This window comes from Curtobacterium sp. MCLR17_007, assembly GCF_003234655.2.
Lineage (GTDB): Bacteria > Actinomycetota > Actinomycetes > Actinomycetales > Microbacteriaceae > Curtobacterium.
Genome location: NZ_CP126271.1, coordinates 1,391,027 through 1,410,743, shown reverse-complemented (window position 1 = coordinate 1,410,743; position 19,717 = coordinate 1,391,027). Strand labels below are relative to the sequence as shown.

Genomic DNA, 19,717 nt, shown 5'->3' with positions numbered 1-19,717 from the left:
GTCGAGAGCGACCGGAGAGCACCGATGAACGAGACCCCGAACCCCGACGCCGAACCGGGCACCACGCCGATCGACGCCCAGGACACCGCACGCCGCTCCGCGTGGGAGGCTCCGCACGCCGACGCGTCGACGCTCCGTCCCGCCTACGCCTTCGACGGATCGGGCCCGTACCTCTACGCTCCCGACGGTTCCGGTCCCTACGCCTACGCCGCCGACGGCCGCGGCCCGTACCTCATTGGCAGCCCCGCGCTGGCCGGCACCCACACGTGGGCCCACGCGGCCCAGCACGGCGACCACGCCGGGTCCGGCCACGGCGCCGCGGCCCCGCAGGGCTGGAGCGGCGCCTTCGGCACCCGCCCCGGCACGAAGAAGCGTCGCCTCGGTCTCATGATCGGATCCGGTGTCGCCGCCCTGGCGATCCTCGGCGCCGCCGGAGGCACCGCCTTCGGCCTGTCCTCGCACGGCACGCAGACGACGTCGAGCCAGTCGCAGGGCACGACGACCCTGCCGGGCACGGGCGGCGGCACGGGTTCGGACGGCAGCGGCACGAACGGCTTCACCGTGCCGGGCGAGGGAAGCGGCAACGGCAGTGGCAGCGGGAGCAGCGACGGGTCGAGCACCCAGTCCCCCGCGACCGCGGCGACTGCGGCGCAGAAGAAGGGCGTCGTCACGATCAACACGGTGATCGGGTACGACGCCGCGTCCCAGGCCGCCGGCACCGGCATGGTGCTGACCTCGGACGGCACGATCCTGACCAACAACCACGTCATCCAGGGCGCGACGAGCATCAGCGTCACCGACGAGACCACCGGCAAGCAGTACGACGCCGAGGTGGTCGGGGCCGATGCCACGAACGACGTCGCCGTGCTCAAGCTCAAGGACGCTTCCGGCCTGTCGACGGTCTCGCTCGACGACGACGGCGGCGCGAAGACCGGCGACGCCGTCACCGACGTCGGGAACGCCGAGGGCACGGGCAACCTGGTCGCCGCCGAGGGCACCGTCACGGCGACGGACCAGGCCATCCAGGTGCAGAGCGAGTCCGGCACGGGGACCGAGTCGCTCTCCGGGCTCATCGAGGTCGCGGCGGACATCGTCTCGGGCGACTCGGGCGGCCCGGTGCTGGACTCCGAGGGCGAGGTCGTCGGCATGGCGACCGCTGCCTCGTCGGGTTCCGCCGAGGTCACCGGGTACGCGATCCCGATCGCCACGGCGAAGTCCATCGCCGAGAAGATCCTGGCCGGTGACGCGTCGGGCACGATCACGATCGGCCTGCCGGCGTTCCTCGGCGTGCAGGTCAGCGGCACCGCCACCACCGGTGGCGTCGCGGTGGCCGGCACCGTCGCGGGTTCCGGTGCCGCGACCGCGGGGCTCGCCGCCGGTGACACGATCACCTCGATCGACGGCACCGCGGTGACGAGCTCCGACCAGCTGACGCAGGTCATCCAGTCGAAGTCGGTCGGCGACCAGGTCACCGTCGGCTACACGAACAGCGCCGGCGCGGCGAGCACCGTCACGGTGACGCTGACGGCGGGCCCGGCACTCTAGGCAGGGTCGGCCGACAGGAAGGCACGCACGAGCGACCGGTACACGTTCGCCGGCGACTCCGCGGAGAACGCGGTCTCGCCGGCGTCCGTGCGTCCGACCCTCGCGAAACCGTGACCCGCTGCACGCACGACGGTGACGGGACGCGACGCACCGGGTCGGCGCAGGAAGGACACGGTCCACGGGGCCGCCCAGAACCGCGCCAGTCGCGGGTCGGCCTCGGCCAGTTCCGCGGGCAGGTCGGGAGCGTCGTCGCCGCCGGCCAGGCGCCGACCGAGCAGGTCGGCTCGCAACGACCCCGTCCGGAACGGGAAGGTCCACACCGGACCGACACCGAGCCTCCCGGCCGCCGTCTGCACCACCCGCTCGGCCGACAGCCGCGCGACGACCGAGCCACGGTCGTCCGGCGCGTCGACGACGGTCCCCGCCCAGGCCTGGAGGCGCGACACGCGCCCGTCGGGCAGGTGCTGTTCCAGGGTGGTCGGCGCTGCGTCGCCGCTCCACGGGGCGATGAGCGTCTGCGTCGTGGCGGGGAGCGTGCCGAACCGGCCGACGAGGCCGGCCTCGACGAGTTCGCGGCCGCCCGTGGTGCGCAGGAGCGTCGGGGTCCAGCGCTTGCCGGCCATGCTCTGCAGGGTCCCGAGGGCCTCGTCGCCCAGCTGCGGACCGAGGACCGGAGCGGGGACGGGCGGGACGGGGAGCGACTCGAGGTCGCGGCTGTCCCGGGCCGTGACCGTGTCGGTGGCGCGGACGGACTCGAGGACGGCGAACACCAGGTCGTCCGTGGCGCGGAGCCGGGCCAGTGGGCGCTCGACCGTGACGTCGACGCGGTGGCGTCCGGTCACGAACACCAGGTGCGCGCCGACGATGTCGCCGTGGGCGTCGTCGCGGTCCTCGTCGCCGGCGTCCGGACGGACGTACTCGACCAGGCGTGCGGGGGCGCCGACGCCGGTCCAGACGTCGCACCCGACCAGCAGCAGGCCGTCGACGGAGCCCGGCAGCCGGTCGAGCAGCGAGGCGTTCTCGTCCCCGATCGTGCGGTCACTCGGTCGGGAGCGCACGGTCAGGACGACGTCCTCACCGGTGACGCGCAGGTCGGCCTGGGCGACGTCCGCACGCTGCCAGGAGTCGGGACGCCGGAGGACCAGGCGTGCGGTGCGGTCCTCGGTGCCGAGCGGGACGGGGACTGCCATGGCCCGAGGCTACGACCCGGCGGCGGACCGGTTGGGCACGGCTCGCCGGGGTCGGGCGTGTTCACCACGGGGCGCTGTGCGCCGTGCTCGCCTCGCGGCCGGTGCGGGGTTGGCCGGCCCGTGCGAGGAACTGACGCCGCACCACGCCGTCGACCTCGCACCGACGAACAACCTCGCACCGTGCTGACCCCGCACGGTGCGCCCACGAGCCTCAGCGCAGGCGGGAGCGCGGTGTGGGCGGCGGCGGGACGCGCTTGGCGGCGACGACGTCCGCCAGGTCGATCGCCACGAGGCCCCGGCGGGTGTCGATCGTGACGGTGTCCGGCGTCCGCGCGACGAGCTCCCCGAGGGCGTCCGACGCACCGTCACCGTGCAGCGCCCGGACGACGACGCGGTCGCCGATGGCCACCTCGCCGAGCACCCGGAGCGCGAGTGCTCGTGCGATCTCCCCCTGTGCGTCCGCCCCCATGCACCCGAGCGTACGGCGCGCCTAGGGTGGGGGCATGGACAAGGCCCGGGTGGACGCATGGATCTGGGCGGTCCGGATCACGAAGACCCGGTCCGCCGCCACGACCGCGTGCAAGGCCGGGCACGTCAAGGTCAACGGTGAGCGCGCCAAGCCCTCGCAGCCGGTCGGCCCCGGGGACGAGGTCCGCGTGCGCCAGGCCGGCTTCGACCGGATCGTCGTCGTGAAGAGCCTGATCCTCAAGCGCGTCGGTGCGACCGAGGCGGCGAAGCACCTCGACGACCGCACGCCCGCACGCCTGCCGAAGGAGGAAGCGGGCTTCGTGCCGATGCGCGACCGCGGTGCCGGACGCCCGAGCAAGCGGGAGCGCCGCGACCTCGAGAAGCTCCGCGGGTACTGACCCCGACTCAGACGAAGCGGACGGTCTGCTGCAGCCGGTCGCGGACCTCGAAGACGTCGACGGCCCCCTCGGGCGACCAGACGCCGTTGAGCACCTGGCCGAGCGCACTGCGTCGGACGACGAACGCCGTGGGCTTCCGCTGCGGCCCGACGAGCTGCACGTCGACGTCGACCGCGGAGTCCGGCACGACGAGCAACCGGCCGGTGAACCGCACGCGGGTCTGCTTCTGCACGGCGCGAGCCGCACGGACGAGCTCCTTGACCGGGCGTTCCCCGGGCTCGAGCGTCTCACCGACGACCTCGCCGTGCTCCACGCGCACGGGCCCGCCCCAGTCGATGGACTCGAGCGCCCAGAGCCCGCTCGGCATCAGCACGACGTGGTCGAGCTTGCCCTCGGCGCCGGCGTCGAGGTCGTGCCACACCGTCACGCCCATGCCCATGTCGGCGACGATCGAGGCCGTCGCCTCCTCGGCGAGGGCCTCGCCGAGGAGGCGGCGGATGAACCGCGGCGCGCTGCGGATCAGCGACGGGTCGTAGGGGTCCTCGATGGGGTCGCCGAGACCGACCCACTCGCGCTCGGCGGCGAGGAAGACCTCGCGCGAGCGACCGCCGGGGTGTCCGTGGGAGCGGGCACGCGGGCGGGAGTCGCGCCGCGCCGTGGGCGGTGCGTAGGCGTCGCGGGCCGAGCCGGTCCTCCAGTCCGACCCGCCGGACGGTGCCGTCGGGGCGGAGGTGGGCCGCGATCCGGTGTCGTACGCGCGCCGGGCCGCCGGCGTGCCGACGCGTTCCCAGGCGATCTGGACGCGGCGGAACCGGATGGCGTCGCCGCCGAGGTCGGGGTGCGTCTCGCGGGCTGCGCGCCGGTAGGCGCGTCGGAGTTCCTCGTCGTCGGCGGTCGCGGCGACGCCGAGGACTTCGTACGGGGTGGCGTCGGCCGGGCTGTCGGTCATGGCCCTGGCACAGTACCCGACGCTCCGTATGACCCAGCCGCATGCGCGCTGCGGACTGCCTGGAGGCCGGACCGACGCGGACCCGCCGGTCCGGACCGTCAGGCAGCCGGGTCCAGGACCTGCGGCACCACGGGCAGCTCGAGGAACCGCCCGACGCGCTCGGCAGCCCCGTCGACGGCGCGGGTGGCCGCGGCGGAGAGCGGCTCGAACGGCGTGACCGTGAGTCGGACGTCACGAGTGCGCTCGGCGGTGCGCCACGTGCCGACCACCCGGCCGCGGTGGACGACCATCGCCAGGAACATGCCGTTGGCGCCGGGGACGACCCGCAGCGCGTGCGCGGCAGCGAGGTGGCCGCTGCGGTCGGCGTACCCGAGCAGGTACTCGTCGAAGCCGGGCAGCAGGTGCGTGGCGGTCAGCGGTGCCGGATCGGGACGGTCGGCGAGCGCCAGGATCCCGTCACCGAGGTCCTCGACGCTCGCTCCTGCCACCGCTCGCGCTCGACGGACCTCGCCGAGCGGGAGCTTCGTCCAGTGCGCCGCGTCGGCATCCGTCGCGGGGCCACGGCCGCGCAGGTACCCGACCAGGGTGCGCCGCAGGGCCTCGTCGTGGTCGGGAACCGTCTCGGTCGCCGGCGACCACTCGTCGAGCAGCACGAGTCCCTGGCCGACCCGGCCGGTCGGGCCCCACGCCACGAGTCCCTGCTGCGACAGGTGCAGGAGCAGGTGGTACCCCCGCTGGCCGGACGCGTCGATGCCGGCGTCGCGCCACCGCGCGAAGACGCCCTCGCGGTCGAGGGAACGACCGCCCTGCAGTGCCTCGATCGTCGCGTCCCGCGCCCGGCCGACCAGGGCGTCGTCGATCCCGAGCTCCCGCGCCCGTCGTGCGAGCCCGCGGAGGGTCCGTTCGGCGGTGAGCGACAGGACCGTGCGCAGGGTGTCCGCCCGCAGGACGTGCAGGGTCCCGCGCATCGGCCACGACCGGACGAACTCCGCGCGGTCGAAGGCCGCGCGGACGTCGCGCCGTGTCACTCCGAGCGCGCGTGCGCCGACCGCCCAGAGCGACTGGCCGAGGTCCTGCCCCTGCAGCGCGTGCATGTGCGTGACGACGTCGAGCGGTGTCCCGCCCGTGGTCCCGACGCGCTGCGCAGCCAGGCGCATCGCGCGGAGCTGGGCGGCGGTCGGGGTCACACGCGGGCGACCGGCCTAGACGACCGCTGCGGTGATGGCGTCGAGGTGTTCCTCGAGGTAGGCCACGTCGGCGCGGTACAGGTCGGCGTGGCCGTGCTGCAGATCGCTGACGAACTTGGGGTTGCCGGCCGCGGCCTCGGACTCGAGGGTCGTCACGAGCGCGACGATCGACGCCACCATCGTCGGAGCGAGACGGGCGCGGGACTCGGGGTCGAGGCCGTACGCACCGCAGAACTCCGCGGCGCGGGCCAGGCGTTCGTCGAGTGTCGGGGCGGTGCTGCCCTCGACCTGCCCGGTGGTGAACGGCGCGAACCGGTACACCGCGCTCGCCACGTCCCAGACCCGCGGACCGGGGTGCGCCGTGTCGAAGTCGATGATGCCCACGGCCTGGATGCCGTCGTAGACGCAGTTGTACGGGGCGAAGTCGCCGTGCACGACTGTCTCGACCGGAGCCCGGTCGGACTGCGACCACACGTCGACGGTGCCGTCGAGCGGGAAGGACGCGGCCGCGTCGTGGTAGTGCCGGAGCAGCCGAGCGCTGGTGACGAGGGCGGCCTCGCTGGCGATGTCCTCGGTCCAGGGGTACTCCCCCGCGACGCCCGGCACGAACGACACGGTCTCGAGCGTGTCGCCGAGTTCGATGGGTTCCGGTGCTGCCACGAACCCCTGCTCGTGCAGGTGTCCCAGCAGACGGTGGACGGTGGGTGTCCACGGTCCGGCCGGGCGGTGGACCCGGTCCGCTGCCCTGGTGATGCGCTCCATGAGAGCCTCCTGTCGCGGTCGTCTCCGTTGACGTGCTGCCGACGTGTGGGTCAGCGTAGCGGCTGACCAGCGCCGATGTCGCGATCCATCCCTGATCGGACAGGCCTCGGCCGGCGCCACTCCCGCGACGGGGCGCTGCGTCAGAGCCGGTCGCGCAGCCAGCTCGGTCCGCGGACCTGGACGGCGTCGCCCAGGACCGTGACCCGGTCGCGCAGACCACGGTCGGCGGTCACCACGACCACCGGTCCCCGACCCGCAGCGACGGCTGCCGTCACGACCTCGACGATCGTGTCGTCACCGGAGCCCGCGGCACGGACGACGTCGACGGGGGCGGTCGACGCCGCGGACGCGCCCCGTGCTGCTCCTTCGAGCACCACGGTCCACCTCGGCCACCACCGGTCGAACTCCAGCCCGAGTTCCGCTGCGGGCAGGCCGGCGCCAGCGAGCGTCGTCACCCCGTCGAGCAACCGGTCGGCAGCCCCGGCGCGGTCCTGCCACCACCCGTCGGGGACGCTCCCGACGACGTTCGCGGCGTCGACCACCACGACGGGTGCGACGTCGATGGCGGCACGGAGCGCCGGCCACGACGCGCCGAAGCCCGGGTGCAGGGGCAGGTCCTCGACCTCGGCCACGGGCACCCACGACAGGGCAAGGCTCTCCCGGTCGGCGATGACCGGCTCGAACGGGCGGGCGGCGCGGCCGACGACCGTCGTGTAGGTCCAGAACCCCAGGTCGAGCACGGACGTGTGGCGCAGGTCGATCCCGTCGTCGGGGACGCCCGCTTCCTCTGCGGACTCGCGCAGTGCGCCGGTGACCGCGTCCTCGTGCTGGTGCCGCGCCCCACCGGGGATGCCCCAGGTGCCGCCGTGGTGGCTCCACTCGACGCGGTGCTGCAGCAGCACGCGGCCGGCGCCGTCGTCGACCAGCAGTCCGGCCGCGCCGAACAGGCCCCAGGCCTTGGTGCCGTCGGGGCCCTGCGCCCAGGCGTCGCCGGGATCGCGCGGTCCGGGGGGCGGACCCGGGGGCAGTTCATCGGGCACGTCCCCACCCTTCCACACGCACCTCGCGGTCGGCTGCCGGTGAGGACACCACGCGCGGCTCGGTGGTGCCGGGGGCGAGCCGGACCACCCGGACGTCGAGCTCGGGACCGTCGACGGTGCAGCGCATCCAGGTGAAGTCGGGCTGCCGTCGGCGGTCGGTCGGCGAGCCGGGGTTGAGCAGCCGCAGGCCCCCGTCCGCGGTGGTGTCCCAGGGGATGTGGGAGTGGCCGAAGACGAGCACGTCGGTGTCCGGGTACGTCGCCGTCGCCCGACGCTCGCGGCCCGTGGCGGCCCCGGTCTCGTGGACGAGTGCGAACCGCAGGGCCTCGACGGAGAACCGAGCGACGAGGGGCAACCGGTCGTCGAACTCCGGCCCGTCGTTGTTGCCGCGGACGCCGACGAACGAACGGCTGCGGGCCTGGAGCGCATCGAGGGTCGCCAGGTCGACCCAGTCACCCGCGTGCACGACGAGGTCGGCGGCGTCGACGTCCTGCCACAGTGCGGCCGGCAGGTCCTTCGCGCGCTTCGGCAGGTGCGTGTCCGAGACCAGGAGCAGCGAGGTCGTCACGCGTCGTCGTCGCGGCTCGGCATCGGCAGACCGGCCTCGTCCGCCGCACCGAGGCGTTCCAGGAGCCCGGCGAGCAGGGCGATGTCGTCGTCGGACCAGTCGGCGATCCGCTCGTCCAACGCGGCTCGGTGCAGCTGGACGGAGCGGTCGAGCGCGGCGCAGCCGGCGTCCGTTGCCTCGAGCGGCTTCGCGTTGCCGGTGCCGCCGTCCATCGTCCGGATCAGTCCGGCGGCGAGCAGCCCGGCGAGCTGCCGCGAGATGGTGGAGCGGTTCAGGTGCAGGTAGCGGGCGATGTCGATGGCCATGCACCCCGGGTGCTGGACGACGAAGTCGACGAGCGACTGGTCGACCACGCTGAGCACGGCGTCGCTGCCGCGTGCCCGGATGCTCGCACGCCGGGTGATGCGCGACAGCTCGGTGTACGCACGCTCGATCGCGGCGGTGCGGACGTCGGGCCTCGGCTGGTCCATGGTGCCTCCAACCCTCGTGTTCCCTTGGCGGTCACCATACCTGCGGGTCTCGGGGGTCCGTCGCGCCGCAGCGCCGACGTCTGCGTGATCCGGCTTGCCCCTGCGGCTTCGCGCAGCGGGCGGTCAGTCGCCGCGGATCGCCGCCTGCACGGTGGGGATGTCGAGCTTCACCATCTGCATCATCGCCTGGTACGCCCGCGCCGAGGCCTCGGGGTCGCCACCGGCGTGCATGAGCTCCCCCCAGTTCGCCGGGGTCACCTGCCAGGCCACTCCCCACGCGTCGGTGAGCCACCCGCACATCGACGGTGTCGCCCCGCCCGCCAGGAAGGCGTCCCAGACCCGGTCGAGCTCGTCCTGGTCGTCGACGTCGAGCTGGAACGAGATCGCGTCGGTGTGCGGGTGTCCGGGTCCGGCGTTCATGGCCCGGAACGGCTGACCGTGCAGACGGAACTCGACGACGATCGTCGATCCGTCCGGCATCTTCTCGACGTGGTCCAACGAGGACCCGGGGATCATCGAGGTGTAGAACGTGGCGGCCTCCTCGGCCTGCCCGTCGAACCAGATGAAGGGGACGATCTGTCGCATGGTCGGTCCTGTCGTCGGGCTCAGTCCGCGGCGGTGCGGCTGAGCAGTGCTGCCCTGTCGGGGTGGTCGTCGAACCACTTGCCGACGAACCAGCACATCGGCACGATGCGCTTGTCCGTCCGTCGTTCGACGTCGTCGACCGCGTACGCGACCAGGTCGGCTGCGTAGCCGTGGCCCCGGAACGCGGGCACGGTGTACGTGTGCGGGAAGGCCACCGCGTCGGCGTTCTCCCGCTCGTCGAGCACGCTGACCAGCGCGCCGTCGACGTACATCGCGTACCGCTGCTGGTCGGTCTCGTGGCGGAACTCGTGTGCCATGCCGCCATCATGCCCCGCGGTCGCGCCGGACGACAGGCCCCGCCACGACAGCGGTCGGTGCGGAATGCACCTCCGACGGTCGGAGTTGCACGGGGCATGACAACGATCGGCATCATCGGCGCAGGCAACATCGGTTCACAACTCGCACGACTGGCGGTGCAGCACGGGTACGACGTGGCGATCGCGAACTCGCGCGGCCCGGAGACACTGCAGGACCTGGTGTCGGAGCTGGGCGACCGCGCCCGGGCCGTCACGCGGGACGAGGCAGCCGCAGCCGGCGACCTGGTCGTCGTGACCACCCCGCTGGCCGCCATCGAGACCATCCCCGTCGAGCCCCTGGCCGGCAAGGTCGTCATCGACACGAACAACTACTACCCGCAGCGCGACGGACAGATCGCCGCGCTCGACGACGAGACGACGACGACCGCCGAGCTGCTGCAGGACCACCTGCGCGGCGCCCGGCTCGTCAAGGCCTTCAACCACATCGGCGCGGCCGACCTGACCACGGCCGGCACCCCCACCGGCACCCAGGGCCGTCGTGCCCTCGTCGTCGCCGGGGACGACGCCGAGGCCAAGCGCATCGTGACCGACCTGCTCGACGAGTTCGGCTTCGACGCCGTCGACGTCGGCGCCCTCGCCGAGGGATGGCGCATCCAGCGCGACACCCCCGGCTACGGCAAGCCGTACGCCGCGCTCGAGCTGGAGCAGGCCGTCGCCGACGCGAAGCGCTACCGCGACATGTGACCCAGCGCGGCTGCGCGCGGGTCCAGCGCGGCTGCGCGCTGGTTCAGCGCGGCTGGGCGCCGTCGAAGACGACCGTCATCTCCGCCAGGTCGTCCTCGGTCGGCGTCCACGCCGTGCCCGCGTCAGCGTTCTGCGTGACCTGCTCCGCCTTGGTCGCGCCGGCGATGACGCTGGTCAGACCCGGCTGCGCGAGCAACCACGCGAACGTCGCCTGCAGCATCGTCACCCCGCGCTCGTCGCAGAACCGCTGGAACTTTTCGAGCACGTCCCACGGCGCGTGCTCGAGGACCTCGGGCTTCCGCAGTGACAGCCGACCGTCCGCCGGACCGCCGGACCGCGTGTACTTGCCGCTGAGCAACCCGTTGTACAGCGGGAAGTACGGCAGGAACCCCAGCGCGTAGGCCCGCACCGCCGGCAGGACCTCGGTCTCGACCCCGCGCGCCAGCGGGCTGTACTCGTCCTGCGCCGACACGAACGCCGTGGTGCCCGCGATCGAGGCCGTCAGCTCGGCCTCGGCGATCTGCCACCCGGCGAAGTTGGAGTGGCCGACGTAGCGGACCTTGCCCTCGCGGACCAGGTCGTCGAGCACCGACAGGGTCTCCTCGATCGGGGTCACCGCGTCGGGGCCGTGCAGCTGGTACAGGTCGATCCAGTCCGTCCCGAGGCGCCGCAGCGACGACTCCACGGCCAGCCGCACGTACCGCCGCGAGCCGCGCACGCCCCAGTCCGGACCGTTGGCGCCCCGCATGTCCATGCCGAACTTCGTCGCGAGCACGACGTGGTCACGACGACCGGCGAGCGCCTTCCCGAGCATCGACTCCGACTGCCCCGGCGACCCGCCGTAGACGTCCGCCGTGTCGAACAGGGTCACGCCCGCGTCGAGCGCCGCATGCACCACGGCGTCCGTCCCCTCCTGCGACTCGGTGGCCGTGCCGGGCCGGCCGAAGTTGTTGCAGCCGATGCCGACGGTGGAGACGACGAGCCCCGAGGGGCCGAGTGGACGGTGTTCGATCACGGTCATGCGTGCGACGCTACCGCGCCCCCGGAACTGGGGCTGGGTCACGGCACCGCGCTGCCGCTAGAACTGACGATGGATCAGCCGACGGAGGGAGCTGCGCACGTGGCGTCGCATCGCATGCCCGATTCCGATCGACCCCGCCGGCCCGTCCCGGCCTGGGTGACGGCTCCCCACGACGGCTCCGTCCCGCGGGGCGCCGACCGGGAGGCACCCCCCACGCCCGCAGCGTCGGCTCCCGTCGTCGCGCCCGAGCCCACCGCCCCCGCTGCGGTCCCCGCGGAACCGGTCCGGTCCGCACCGTCGGACCGGCAGCCCGGGAGGCCCGTGCTCGACCCGGACGCGGTCGTGCCGGACTTCCCGCCCTCCGAGGACCTGCTCCCCCCGGCGCCGACCTCTCCCACGCTGCACACCGCGCCAGTCGGCTCCACGCCCGTCGGGTCGGCGCCCGCTCCGACGGTCGCCGCGGAGCCAGCGCCGGTCTCGCCGATCGACGCCGCCCGCGAGCCCGCGCTCGCCGGCGGCTCGCACCAGGGTCCGGTCGTGCCGCGCACCGGCCAGCCCCGGTTCTCCGTGCCCGGCCTCGAGCACGTCGTCGTCGAGGGCACCGAGCCCGCGCCGAGCGGCCCCGTCGGCTTCCGCACGCCGGCGCGCTTCGCCCACCAGCAGACCACCACCGCTCCGGCGCCGGAGCACTCCTTCGAATCCCTCCTGGCCGCACCGCCCACCGTTGCCGAGTCGCCGGTGAGCGCGCCCGTCGCGACCGAGCCCGCCGGGGCCGAGCCGGTCCTCCCGTCCGCGTCCCCCACCCGAGAACGCCGCACGGTCGGGGCGACCCCGTCCGCGGCCCTCGGCGCCGTCGCGGGGATCGCGACGCTCGGTCTCGCGGTGTCGTGGTTCACGGCGCCGTCGACCGTGCACGTCCTCGGCCTGCTGCTCGGCGTGGTGGCGGTCGTCTGCTCGGTCGCGGCTCTGCGCTCCCGAGCCGCCACGTGGCAGCGGCCGGTGGCGCTCCTCGGTGCGGTGCTCGGCGGCGTCGGCACGCTCGTGCTGCTCTGGGCCGTGGCGACCGCCCTCGGTGCTCCGCTGCCGGACCTCACCGGCACGGGCACCGCCCCCACACTCGCACCCTGACGCGGGGAACGGCGCTGCGTCCGCCGGCAGGGACTCAGACCGCCCGCACGACACCCCGGGACAGGATCGCGTTCGTCAGCGCGTCGATCGGCTCGCGCTGCACGGTCGGGTTCGCGATCAGGACGTAGTCGACCGCGGGCAGGTCCGGCAACCCCAGGCGCTGCGACACCTTCACCAGGTCCGCCGGGATGAGCGAGTGTGGGAACACCGCGACACCGATGCCCGCGCGGACCGCCGCCAGCACGCCGTTGACGTCGCGCGTGTTGCACGTGATGCGCCAGGTGCGGCCGGCTGCCTCGAGCGCGTCGATCGCCATCTGCCGGCTGATGCTCGGCGCCTGGTAGGCGATGAGCGGCACGGGCTCGTCGCGCTCGACCGCGATGCCGTCCTGGGCCATCCACACCATCTGGTCCGTCGCGACGCGGGTCCCCTCGGCAGACTCCCCCGCCGTCTGCTTGATGAAGACCAGGTCGAGCGCCCCGGCGTGGACCCGGCGCAGCAGCGGTGACGACTGGTTCACCGTGAGCTCGAGGTTCACCTGCGGGTGCAACCGGCGGAAGTCCCGGAGGATCCGGGGCAGCTGCGTGATCGCCAGGTCGTCGGCGGCACCGAACCGCAGCCGCCCGCGGGTCGCCGACCCGGAGAAGTACGAGTCCGCCGTGGCGTGCGCCGCCAGGATCGTGCGCGCGAAGCCCGCCATTGCGTCCCCGTTGTCCGTCAGCCGGACGCCTCGGGTGTCCCGCGCGACCAGGGTGCGCGACACCGCGGTCTCGAGCCGACGGACGTGCTGGGACACGGTCGGTTGGCTGATGCCGAGTCGCGCTGCCGCCTGGGTGAAGCTCTGCGTCTCGGCGACGGCCAGGAAGGTCTGCAGCAGGACGGGATCGAGCACGCTGGTGCCTCTCATTCGACATCGCAATGGAGTGATAGCAACCATACGGGGATCGAATGGGTCGGTGTCACGTAGTTTCGATGGGGTACCAGTCCGCATCCGACGTCCGGAGTCCCTGCACCGTGAGCGCGTCATCGACGACCCTCCCCCCGCCCACCGAACCACTCCCGATCCAGACCACCCGCCCGCCGTGGCGGCACACCCTCATCGCGCTGTCCGTGCCGAACTTCCGGCTGTTCACCGCGACGAACCTGGTGGCGATGACCGCGGGGTGGATGCAGCGCATCGCGCAGGACTGGCTCGTCCTGCAGCTCACCGGATCGGTCGCGCAGGTCGGCATCACGGTCGCGTGCCAGTTCGCCCCGATGCTGTTCTTCGGGCTGTTCGGCGGGGTCATCGTCGACCGGTTCTCCAAGCGTGCGCTGATGATGATCACGCAGGGTGCCTTCGCCGTGCTGTCACTGCTGCTCGCGGTGCTGACACTGACCGGGGTGGTGCAGGCCTGGCACATCTGGCTCATCGCATTCGTCGTCGGCATGGTCACCGTGATCGACAACCCCGCCCGCCAGGTCTTCGTCACCGAGATCGTCGGGCACGAACACCTGCGGAACGCCATCAGCGTCAACTCGTCGGTGTTCCAGCTGGGCGGGATGATCGGCCCCGCGCTGTCCGGCGCACTGCTCGTCGCCGTCGGGGCCGGGTGGTCGTTCGGCGTGAACGCGGTGGCCTGCGTGGCGGTCGTCGTGACGCTCGGGTTCCTGAAGACCTCGGAGCTCCACCGCACACCGGCCACGCCGCGGGGCAAGGGCCAGCTCGTCGAGGGGCTGCGCTACGCGGTCGGCAAGCCGACGATCATCGTGCCGGTCATCCTGGTCGCGTTCTTCTCCGTCTTCGCGCTGACGATGCCCGTGCTGCTGTCCGCCTTCGCGTCGGAGGTCTACGACGTCGGCGCCGGCGGCTACGGCCTGTTCAACTCGGCGGTCGCGGTCGGCGCGCTCGTCGGGGCACTGCTGTCCACCCGGCGGGCGATGGTGCGGCTGCGGACCATTGTCGGCGGCGTGTTCTGGACCGGGATCCTGCTCGTGGTCAGCGGCAGCATCCCCGTCATCGCGCCGTTCACCGTGATGCTGGTCGCGGTCGGGATGTCGCAGCTGCTGTTCCAGACGGCGTCGAACTCGCTCGTGCAGCTGTCCTCGAACATCGCGATCCGCGGGCGCGTGATGTCGCTCTACATCCTGGTGCTGCTCGGCGGACAGGCCATCGGCGGCCCGCTCATGGGCCAGGTCGTCGACCACTTCGGCGCGCACGTCGGGATGATGGTCGCCGGTGGCGTGCCCGCCGCGGCAGCGGCCGTGATCGGCCTGGTCCTCGCCCGTCGGGGCGGCTTCCACCTGGGCGTGCGGATGCGGCACCACATGCCGCTGCCGGCCATCGTCGGTCACCGCTGAGGGTGTCCGGCGGGCACCGCGGACAGGAGGCTCGGTGCCAGCTGGCACCGAGCCTCCTGTCCGGTGGTGGTCACCATCTCCGCGTCGCACCCCGTTGCGCACGTCGCGCCCCGCCGGGACGGGGCGCGACGTGGGTCCCGGGGTGCGAACTGCCGCTGTTGGTCAGTACGCGACGCCGAAGCGCGCCTGGTGGTGCGCCGGACGCTCGATCTCGTCGACGACCGCGATCGCGTAGTCGGCGCCGGAGATGTCCGAGTTGCCCTCGGCGTCCGTCAGGAGCACGTCGTCCGAGGTGCGGTAGGTGCCACGACGCTCGCCGGGGTTGTAGCCACCGAAGGCCGCCGCCGGGCTGACGTAGAACCAGTCCACGTCGGTGTCGCTGCTGCGGAGGGCCTCGAGGACCTGGGCGTGACTCTTCGCCTCGGCCTTGAACGCGTCCGGGAAGTCCGGCGTGTCGAAGAGCGCCGGGCCACCCTCGGCGACGAGCAGCGACCCGGCACCGCCGACGATGCCCAGGCGTGCGCCAGCCGCAGCGGCAGCGTCGACGAAGTGCTGGAACTTGTCCTTGAGCTCACTGCCGTCCGACTGCACGGCGTGCAGCGAGACGACGACGACGTCGGCACCCGCCGTGACCTCGGCGACGAAGTCCGGGTCGAACGCGTCGCCCTGCGCGAGGGTCAGGCCCTCGGCCGGCTCGAGCTTGCTGGTGTCACGGGCGACGGCGACGACCTGGTGGCCGCGCGACAGGGCCTCGTGGGTGATGGCGGAGCCGGCGTACCCGGTACCTCCGACGACGACGATGGTGCTCATGCGTGTTCCTCTCGTGGTGGTGCGGTCTGTCGTGACTCACTGTAGGGGTGTTACTCTCTTTGAGTAAGTAGGCACCTCACGGTGCGTGACCGGAGGTCCCATGAGTGCGCTCGAGTACAGCCCCTACGCGGCGGAGTGCCCCTCGCGGCAGCTGCTCGACCGGATCGGCGACCGGTGGAGCGTGCTGACGATCGGGACCCTGGCATCCGGTCCTCATCGGTACTCTGCGATCGCGGCCGCGGTGCAGGGCGTGTCGCAGAAGATGCTCACGCAGACCCTCCGCGCCCTCGAACGCGACGGGCTCGTCACGCGCACGGTGTTCCCCGAGATCCCGCCGCACGTCGAGTACGCGCTGACCGATGCCGGCCGCTCGCTCCGCACCGTGCTGCAGCCGCTCGAGGACTGGGCCACGACGCACATGGCCGACGTCGCGGTCGCTCGCGACCAGTACGACGCCGTTCACTGACCGGTCCCTGGAATCGCCGGACGCAACGGGTGGTTGCGTGGAGGCATGCGATCGATCGTCTACTCCCAGCCCGGTGACTCCTCCGTCCTCTCCCTCGTCGACCGCGACGTGCCCCAGCCCGCCGCCGGCGAGGTCCGCGTGCGCGTGGTCGTCTCCGGTGTGAACCCGACGGACTGGAAGGCCCGCGCTGGCGGTACCTACGGCGACGGCCTGCCCTTCCCCGAGATCACGCCGAACCAGGACGGCGCGGGCGTCGTGGACGCCGTCGGACCCGGGGTCGACAGCGTCGCCGTCGGGGACCGCGTGTGGCTGTTCATGGCCGCCGCGTCCCGCCCCACCGGGACCGCGCAGGAGTACACCGTCGTGCCGGTCTCGCGGGTCGTGCCCCTGCCGGCCGAGACCGCGTTCGACATCGGCGCGTCGCTCGGCGTCCCCGCCATGACCGCCCACCGGGCACTGACCACGCACGAGGAGGGCCCCGCGCGCCTGGGTCCCGGTGCGCTCGACGGCATGACCGTCCTGGTCGCCGGTGGCGCCGGAGCCGTCGGACACGCCGCGATCCAGCTCGCGCGGTGGGCCGGGGCCACCGTCATCGCGACGATCAGCTCGGACGCCAAGGCCGCGCTCGCCACCGCGGCCGGTGCGCACCACACGGTGAACTACCGGTCCGACGACGCCGCGTCGCAGATCCGGGACATCGCCCCCGACGGGGTCGACATCGTCGTCGAGGTGTCGATCCCGCAGAACGCCGACCTGGTCGCCGCGGTGCTGGCGAACCACGGCGTCGTGTCGATCTATGCGGACAACGGCGGCGACGAGGCCTCGATCCCGATCCGCCCGAACATGAGCGTCAACGCGCGGTACCAGTTCCTGCTGCTCTACACGATCGGCGACGAAGCGCTGGCGGCCGCCGCGGAGGACGTCACCGAGGCTCTGCACGACGGGGTCCTGCCCGTGGGCGCGGAGGCCGGGCTGCCGCTGACGCGCTTCGACCTGGCCGACACCGCTGCGGCGCACGACGCCGTCGAGGGCGACACGGTCGGCAAGGTGCTCATCGACGTGACGTCGGCGTAGGCAGCGGGGGCAGGCCGGTCGGGTCGGGGCCGCGTACATCGGGCCCCGCACCCCCGCACCGACATCGCGCCCCGTTCCCTCGGGGCGCGATGTCTGTGCGGGGGTGCGACGTCAGGACGACGCGGCGGTCGCGTGCGCGGGCCGACCTGCAAAGGGGGCCGCGCTGCCGGTCACGGCGTCAGCGGCGTCGGGGGCGGCCGGTCAGTCGGGCGCGGGCAGCCCGCAGCGCGCGATCGAGGTTGGCCGCGATGACCCGGGGATCGTCGTAGTCCGCGTCGGTGGCCTCGGCCCGCCGTCCGCCCGGGCCGATCGGGGCACGCCCGAACGGGAACGGACCCGGCTGCACGCTCGTCATGCCGACAGGGTACGACTGCCGACCGACAGCGGTCACGGCGACGGCTGCCGGTCGGTTCGCCGCACCGGAAACGCCAGCGTGCAGGCGACCGCGGCGTACTGCGCGACGACGTCGACGTTGCGGACGTCCAGGTCGGCGAAGGCGTCCGGCGTCGGGCAGTCGACCGTGAGCATGCCGAACGAGTAGCCCTCGCCACGGATGACGACCGCGACGTACGAGCGGTACCGCGGGTCGAAGTCGGGAGCGTCGTCCACCGCGTCGACGTCCGATTCGCGGTCCCCCACGACCCGCGGCGGCCCACCGGTCAGCACCCACTCCAGGTTCCGGTCACCGTACGGGGTGCCAGCGCGGAAGGTGCCCGCCGTGTCGTCCGCCCCGCCGTGGCCGATCGGCTCGAGGGCGTCGAGCGCCGGCGACAGCAAGTACACGTTGGCGCGGACGTCCGGCACGTGCGGCAGCAGGTAGAACGCGAGCGCGGCGGCCGCCCGGTCGGCGAACGCCCCGAGCTCGGACCGGCGGGTGGCGTGGTCGTGGGCGGCGAAGCGCGTGAGTCGTGTCGCTATCTGCCCGAAGCCGTACTGGACGGCGACCTCGTACGCGGCGAGCGCGGTGGCCCCGGCGTCTTCGGCTCGGCGTCGTGCGGCGGCGGTCCGGCGAGCGCGGACGACCTGCCAGACGACCACGCCGGCGAAGACCACGAGGGCGACGACCACCACGACCGCACGCTCGACGGGGACACCGACCAGGTTCGGCGCCTGGAACACGGCTGTCGGCAGTGCGGCCGCGACGACGGGCAGCACGACGTCGCCGTACCGCTTGCCGCCCGTTCGTTCGTTCCCCTGACCCACGCAGGCGACGCTAGAGCCGACCACCGACCTCGGCAGCGGGCGACATCCGGGATCCGCCGTTGCCATCGCGGGTGCACGGGAGGACCATCGTCGGATGCGCATCAGCGACGATCCGCCCCACCCGCCGACGGCCACCGCCGACCCGGCGACCCGGCCGACGAGCCCGACCGCCGGCGCGAGCAAGGAGGCGAGCAAGGAGGCGAGCACGGGCGCGGCCAGCGGTTCCGCCACGAGCACCGGGACCGTACAGACCGTCGAGAAGACCCTCGCGATCCTGGAGGTCGTCGCCGACCGCGGTGGTGCGACCGCCAAGGAGGTCGCCGAGGCCACGGGCTTCCCGCTCCCCACCGCCTACCGACTGCTCCACGCCCTGGTGTCCGCCGACTACCTGGTGCACCTGCGCGACCAGCGGCGCTTCGAGCTCGGGGACAAGCTGCGTGCACTCGGCGCACTGGCCGTACCTCGTCCGAGCACCGGCTGAGCGTGAACGCGCGACGACGCTCCCGCGAGCCGCACCCCGAGCGGCCCCCGGGTTGGTAAGCATGGTGCATGAGCCAACTCGACACCCCCGCTGCCGGAACCCGAGCGATCGTCCTCGGAGGTGGCGGTGTCGCCGGCATCGCGTGGGAGCTCGGGGTGCTGTCGGCGCTCGAGGACGCCGGCGTCGACCTGGGCGCCGCTGACCTGGTGGTCGGCACCAGCGCCGGCAGCGTCGTCGGGACCTTCGTCCGACACGGTGGCATCGCCGAGGCCTTCGCGCAGCAGACCGCCCCGGTCCCGACGACGTACGAGGAGCCCGTCCGGATCGACGCCGAGCGCGGGCAGCAGGAGATCGGGCAGGCGTTGGCCGGAGCCACCTCGGAGCAGGACGCCCGCGCACGCCTCGGCCACCTCGCGCAGCAGGTCACGACCGGGCAGACGGACGACGAGCGTGTCGCGACCTTCACCGAGATGCTGCCGTCGACCGCGTGGCCGGAGCGGCCCCTCGCGCTGACCGCCATCGATGCGACCGACGGCACGTTCCGGGTCCTGACGAGTGCGGACGGCGTCCCGCTGGCGCGTGCGGTCGCGGCGAGCTGCTCGGTGCCGGTCGTCTGGTCGCCGGTGACGATCGAGGGACGCCCCTACATCGACGGTGGCATGCGCTCGGCGACGAACGTGGACGTCGCGGCGGGTCACGAGCGTGTGCTCGTCATCGCCTGCGGCCCCGAAGCCCCCTCGCCGCTCGGCCCGTGGCTCGACCAGTCCGTCGAGGCCCTGCGCGCCGGCGGGTCGAGCGTCGAGGTCGTCGTCGCGGACAGCGCGTCGCAGCAGGCCTTCGGCACGAACTCCCTGGCCCTGTCGACGCAGCGTCCGTCCGCCGAGGCGGGCCGCGCGCAGGCGACCCCCATCGCCGACCGCATCGCTTCGTTCTGGGCATGAGGACGGGTGTCCCCGCCCGTGGCTAGCGTG

General features: G+C 73.3%; 24 protein-coding genes. 9 read left to right on the top strand and 15 right to left on the bottom strand.

Features of this window, described 5'->3' with window-relative positions:
• Window positions 1-24: 24 nt before the first annotated feature.
• Window positions 25-1,545 (top strand): S1C family serine protease, encoded by a 1,521-nt coding sequence (locus DEJ13_RS06720; RefSeq protein WP_258374074.1) that lies wholly within the window; start codon window positions 25-27, stop codon window positions 1,543-1,545.
• Here the strand turns inward: DEJ13_RS06720 and DEJ13_RS06715 are convergent.
• Window positions 1,542-2,735: a hypothetical protein gene (locus DEJ13_RS06715; RefSeq protein ID WP_111106750.1), complete on the bottom strand. Its 1,194-nt coding sequence runs from the start codon at window positions 2,733-2,735 to the stop codon at window positions 1,542-1,544. The two genes, DEJ13_RS06720 and DEJ13_RS06715, sit on opposite strands and share 4 nt — an antisense overlap.
• 211 nt (window positions 2,736-2,946) lie before the next feature.
• Window positions 2,947-3,204, bottom strand: a complete 258-nt coding sequence (locus DEJ13_RS06710) for a hypothetical protein (protein WP_056125504.1) — start codon at window positions 3,202-3,204, stop codon at window positions 2,947-2,949.
• Window positions 3,205-3,238: 34 nt separating this feature from the next.
• On the opposite strand from DEJ13_RS06710, the gene DEJ13_RS06705 reads away from it, so the two are divergent.
• A complete protein-coding gene (locus DEJ13_RS06705; protein WP_056125506.1) occupies window positions 3,239-3,601 on the top strand; it encodes an RNA-binding S4 domain-containing protein in 363 nt (120 codons plus the stop codon).
• 7 nt (window positions 3,602-3,608) lie between these two features.
• On the opposite strand, the gene DEJ13_RS06700 is transcribed toward DEJ13_RS06705, so the two are convergent.
• The 8 genes from DEJ13_RS06700 to DEJ13_RS06665 form a co-directional block, all read right to left on the bottom strand.
• Window positions 3,609-4,550, bottom strand: coding sequence for a DnaJ domain-containing protein (locus DEJ13_RS06700; RefSeq protein WP_111106749.1), 942 nt, complete (start codon window positions 4,548-4,550; stop codon window positions 3,609-3,611).
• A 98-nt stretch (window positions 4,551-4,648) separates the two neighbouring features.
• Window positions 4,649-5,737, bottom strand: coding sequence for a winged helix DNA-binding domain-containing protein (locus DEJ13_RS06695; protein WP_111106748.1), 1,089 nt, complete (start codon window positions 5,735-5,737; stop codon window positions 4,649-4,651).
• A gap of 15 nt (window positions 5,738-5,752) precedes the next feature.
• Window positions 5,753-6,499: a phosphotransferase enzyme family protein gene (locus DEJ13_RS06690; RefSeq protein ID WP_056125511.1), complete on the bottom strand. Its 747-nt coding sequence runs from the start codon at window positions 6,497-6,499 to the stop codon at window positions 5,753-5,755.
• A 140-nt stretch (window positions 6,500-6,639) separates the two neighbouring features.
• Entirely contained in the window at window positions 6,640-7,539 is a 900-nt protein-coding gene (locus DEJ13_RS06685) for an NUDIX domain-containing protein (protein WP_111106747.1), read from the bottom strand.
• The gene (locus tag DEJ13_RS06680; protein ID WP_111106746.1) at window positions 7,529-8,107 is read right to left on the bottom strand and encodes a metallophosphoesterase family protein; all 579 of its coding nucleotides are present in this window, start codon (window positions 8,105-8,107) and stop codon (window positions 7,529-7,531) included. The genes DEJ13_RS06685 and DEJ13_RS06680 overlap by 11 nt, the downstream gene beginning before the upstream one ends.
• Window positions 8,104-8,577 (bottom strand): MarR family winged helix-turn-helix transcriptional regulator, encoded by a 474-nt coding sequence (locus tag DEJ13_RS06675; protein ID WP_111106745.1) that lies wholly within the window; start codon window positions 8,575-8,577, stop codon window positions 8,104-8,106. The genes DEJ13_RS06680 and DEJ13_RS06675 overlap by 4 nt, the downstream gene beginning before the upstream one ends.
• 123 nt (window positions 8,578-8,700) lie before the next feature.
• The gene (locus DEJ13_RS06670; protein WP_111106744.1) at window positions 8,701-9,162 is read right to left on the bottom strand and encodes a VOC family protein; all 462 of its coding nucleotides are present in this window, start codon (window positions 9,160-9,162) and stop codon (window positions 8,701-8,703) included.
• A 20-nt stretch (window positions 9,163-9,182) separates the two neighbouring features.
• Entirely contained in the window at window positions 9,183-9,479 is a 297-nt protein-coding gene (locus DEJ13_RS06665; RefSeq protein WP_111106743.1) for a GNAT family N-acetyltransferase, read from the bottom strand.
• A 96-nt stretch (window positions 9,480-9,575) separates the two neighbouring features.
• On the opposite strand from DEJ13_RS06665, the gene DEJ13_RS06660 reads away from it, so the two are divergent.
• Window positions 9,576-10,223, top strand: coding sequence for an NADPH-dependent F420 reductase (locus DEJ13_RS06660; RefSeq protein ID WP_111106742.1), 648 nt, complete (start codon window positions 9,576-9,578; stop codon window positions 10,221-10,223).
• 43 nt (window positions 10,224-10,266) lie between these two features.
• On the opposite strand, the gene DEJ13_RS06655 is transcribed toward DEJ13_RS06660, so the two are convergent.
• On the bottom strand, window positions 10,267-11,244 hold the full coding sequence (locus DEJ13_RS06655; RefSeq protein WP_111106741.1) for an aldo/keto reductase: 978 nt from the start codon (window positions 11,242-11,244) through the stop codon (window positions 10,267-10,269).
• A gap of 114 nt (window positions 11,245-11,358) precedes the next feature.
• Here DEJ13_RS06655 and DEJ13_RS06650 point away from each other — a divergent pair, with 114 nt between their 5' ends.
• The gene (locus DEJ13_RS06650; RefSeq protein WP_284158160.1) at window positions 11,359-12,372 is read left to right on the top strand and encodes a hypothetical protein; all 1,014 of its coding nucleotides are present in this window, start codon (window positions 11,359-11,361) and stop codon (window positions 12,370-12,372) included.
• Between the two features lie 34 nt (window positions 12,373-12,406).
• Here DEJ13_RS06650 and DEJ13_RS06645 read toward each other — a convergent pair whose 3' ends face one another.
• On the bottom strand, window positions 12,407-13,264 hold the full coding sequence (locus DEJ13_RS06645) for a LysR substrate-binding domain-containing protein (protein ID WP_111106739.1): 858 nt from the start codon (window positions 13,262-13,264) through the stop codon (window positions 12,407-12,409).
• A gap of 122 nt (window positions 13,265-13,386) precedes the next feature.
• On the opposite strand from DEJ13_RS06645, the gene DEJ13_RS06640 reads away from it, so the two are divergent.
• On the top strand, window positions 13,387-14,712 hold the full coding sequence (locus DEJ13_RS06640; protein WP_111106790.1) for an MFS transporter: 1,326 nt from the start codon (window positions 13,387-13,389) through the stop codon (window positions 14,710-14,712).
• Window positions 14,713-14,874: 162 nt separating this feature from the next.
• Here the strand turns inward: DEJ13_RS06640 and DEJ13_RS06635 are convergent, their stop codons facing one another.
• Window positions 14,875-15,522 (bottom strand): NAD(P)-dependent oxidoreductase, encoded by a 648-nt coding sequence (locus tag DEJ13_RS06635; RefSeq protein WP_111106738.1) that lies wholly within the window; start codon window positions 15,520-15,522, stop codon window positions 14,875-14,877.
• Window positions 15,523-15,622: 100 nt separating this feature from the next.
• Here DEJ13_RS06635 and DEJ13_RS06630 point away from each other — a divergent pair, with 100 nt between their 5' ends.
• On the top strand, window positions 15,623-15,988 hold the full coding sequence (locus DEJ13_RS06630) for a winged helix-turn-helix transcriptional regulator (RefSeq protein WP_056125528.1): 366 nt from the start codon (window positions 15,623-15,625) through the stop codon (window positions 15,986-15,988).
• 45 nt (window positions 15,989-16,033) lie between these two features.
• Window positions 16,034-17,062, top strand: coding sequence for an NADPH:quinone reductase (locus tag DEJ13_RS06625; protein WP_111106737.1), 1,029 nt, complete (start codon window positions 16,034-16,036; stop codon window positions 17,060-17,062).
• Between the two features lie 178 nt (window positions 17,063-17,240).
• Here the strand turns inward: DEJ13_RS06625 and DEJ13_RS06620 are convergent, their stop codons facing one another.
• Window positions 17,241-17,417 (bottom strand): hypothetical protein, encoded by a 177-nt coding sequence (locus DEJ13_RS06620; protein ID WP_181437014.1) that lies wholly within the window; start codon window positions 17,415-17,417, stop codon window positions 17,241-17,243.
• A gap of 32 nt (window positions 17,418-17,449) precedes the next feature.
• Window positions 17,450-18,265 carry a GAF domain-containing protein gene (locus tag DEJ13_RS06615; RefSeq protein WP_111106735.1) on the bottom strand — a complete coding sequence of 272 codons (816 nt, stop codon included), beginning with the start codon at window positions 18,263-18,265 and terminating at the stop codon, window positions 17,450-17,452.
• Between the two features lie 94 nt (window positions 18,266-18,359).
• Here DEJ13_RS06615 and DEJ13_RS06610 point away from each other — a divergent pair, with 94 nt between their 5' ends.
• Window positions 18,360-18,746: a helix-turn-helix domain-containing protein gene (locus DEJ13_RS06610; RefSeq protein WP_111106734.1), complete on the top strand. Its 387-nt coding sequence runs from the start codon at window positions 18,360-18,362 to the stop codon at window positions 18,744-18,746.
• A 68-nt stretch (window positions 18,747-18,814) separates the two neighbouring features.
• A complete protein-coding gene (locus DEJ13_RS06605; protein WP_111106733.1) occupies window positions 18,815-19,687 on the top strand; it encodes a patatin-like phospholipase family protein in 873 nt (290 codons plus the stop codon).
• Window positions 19,688-19,717 lie beyond the last annotated feature (30 nt).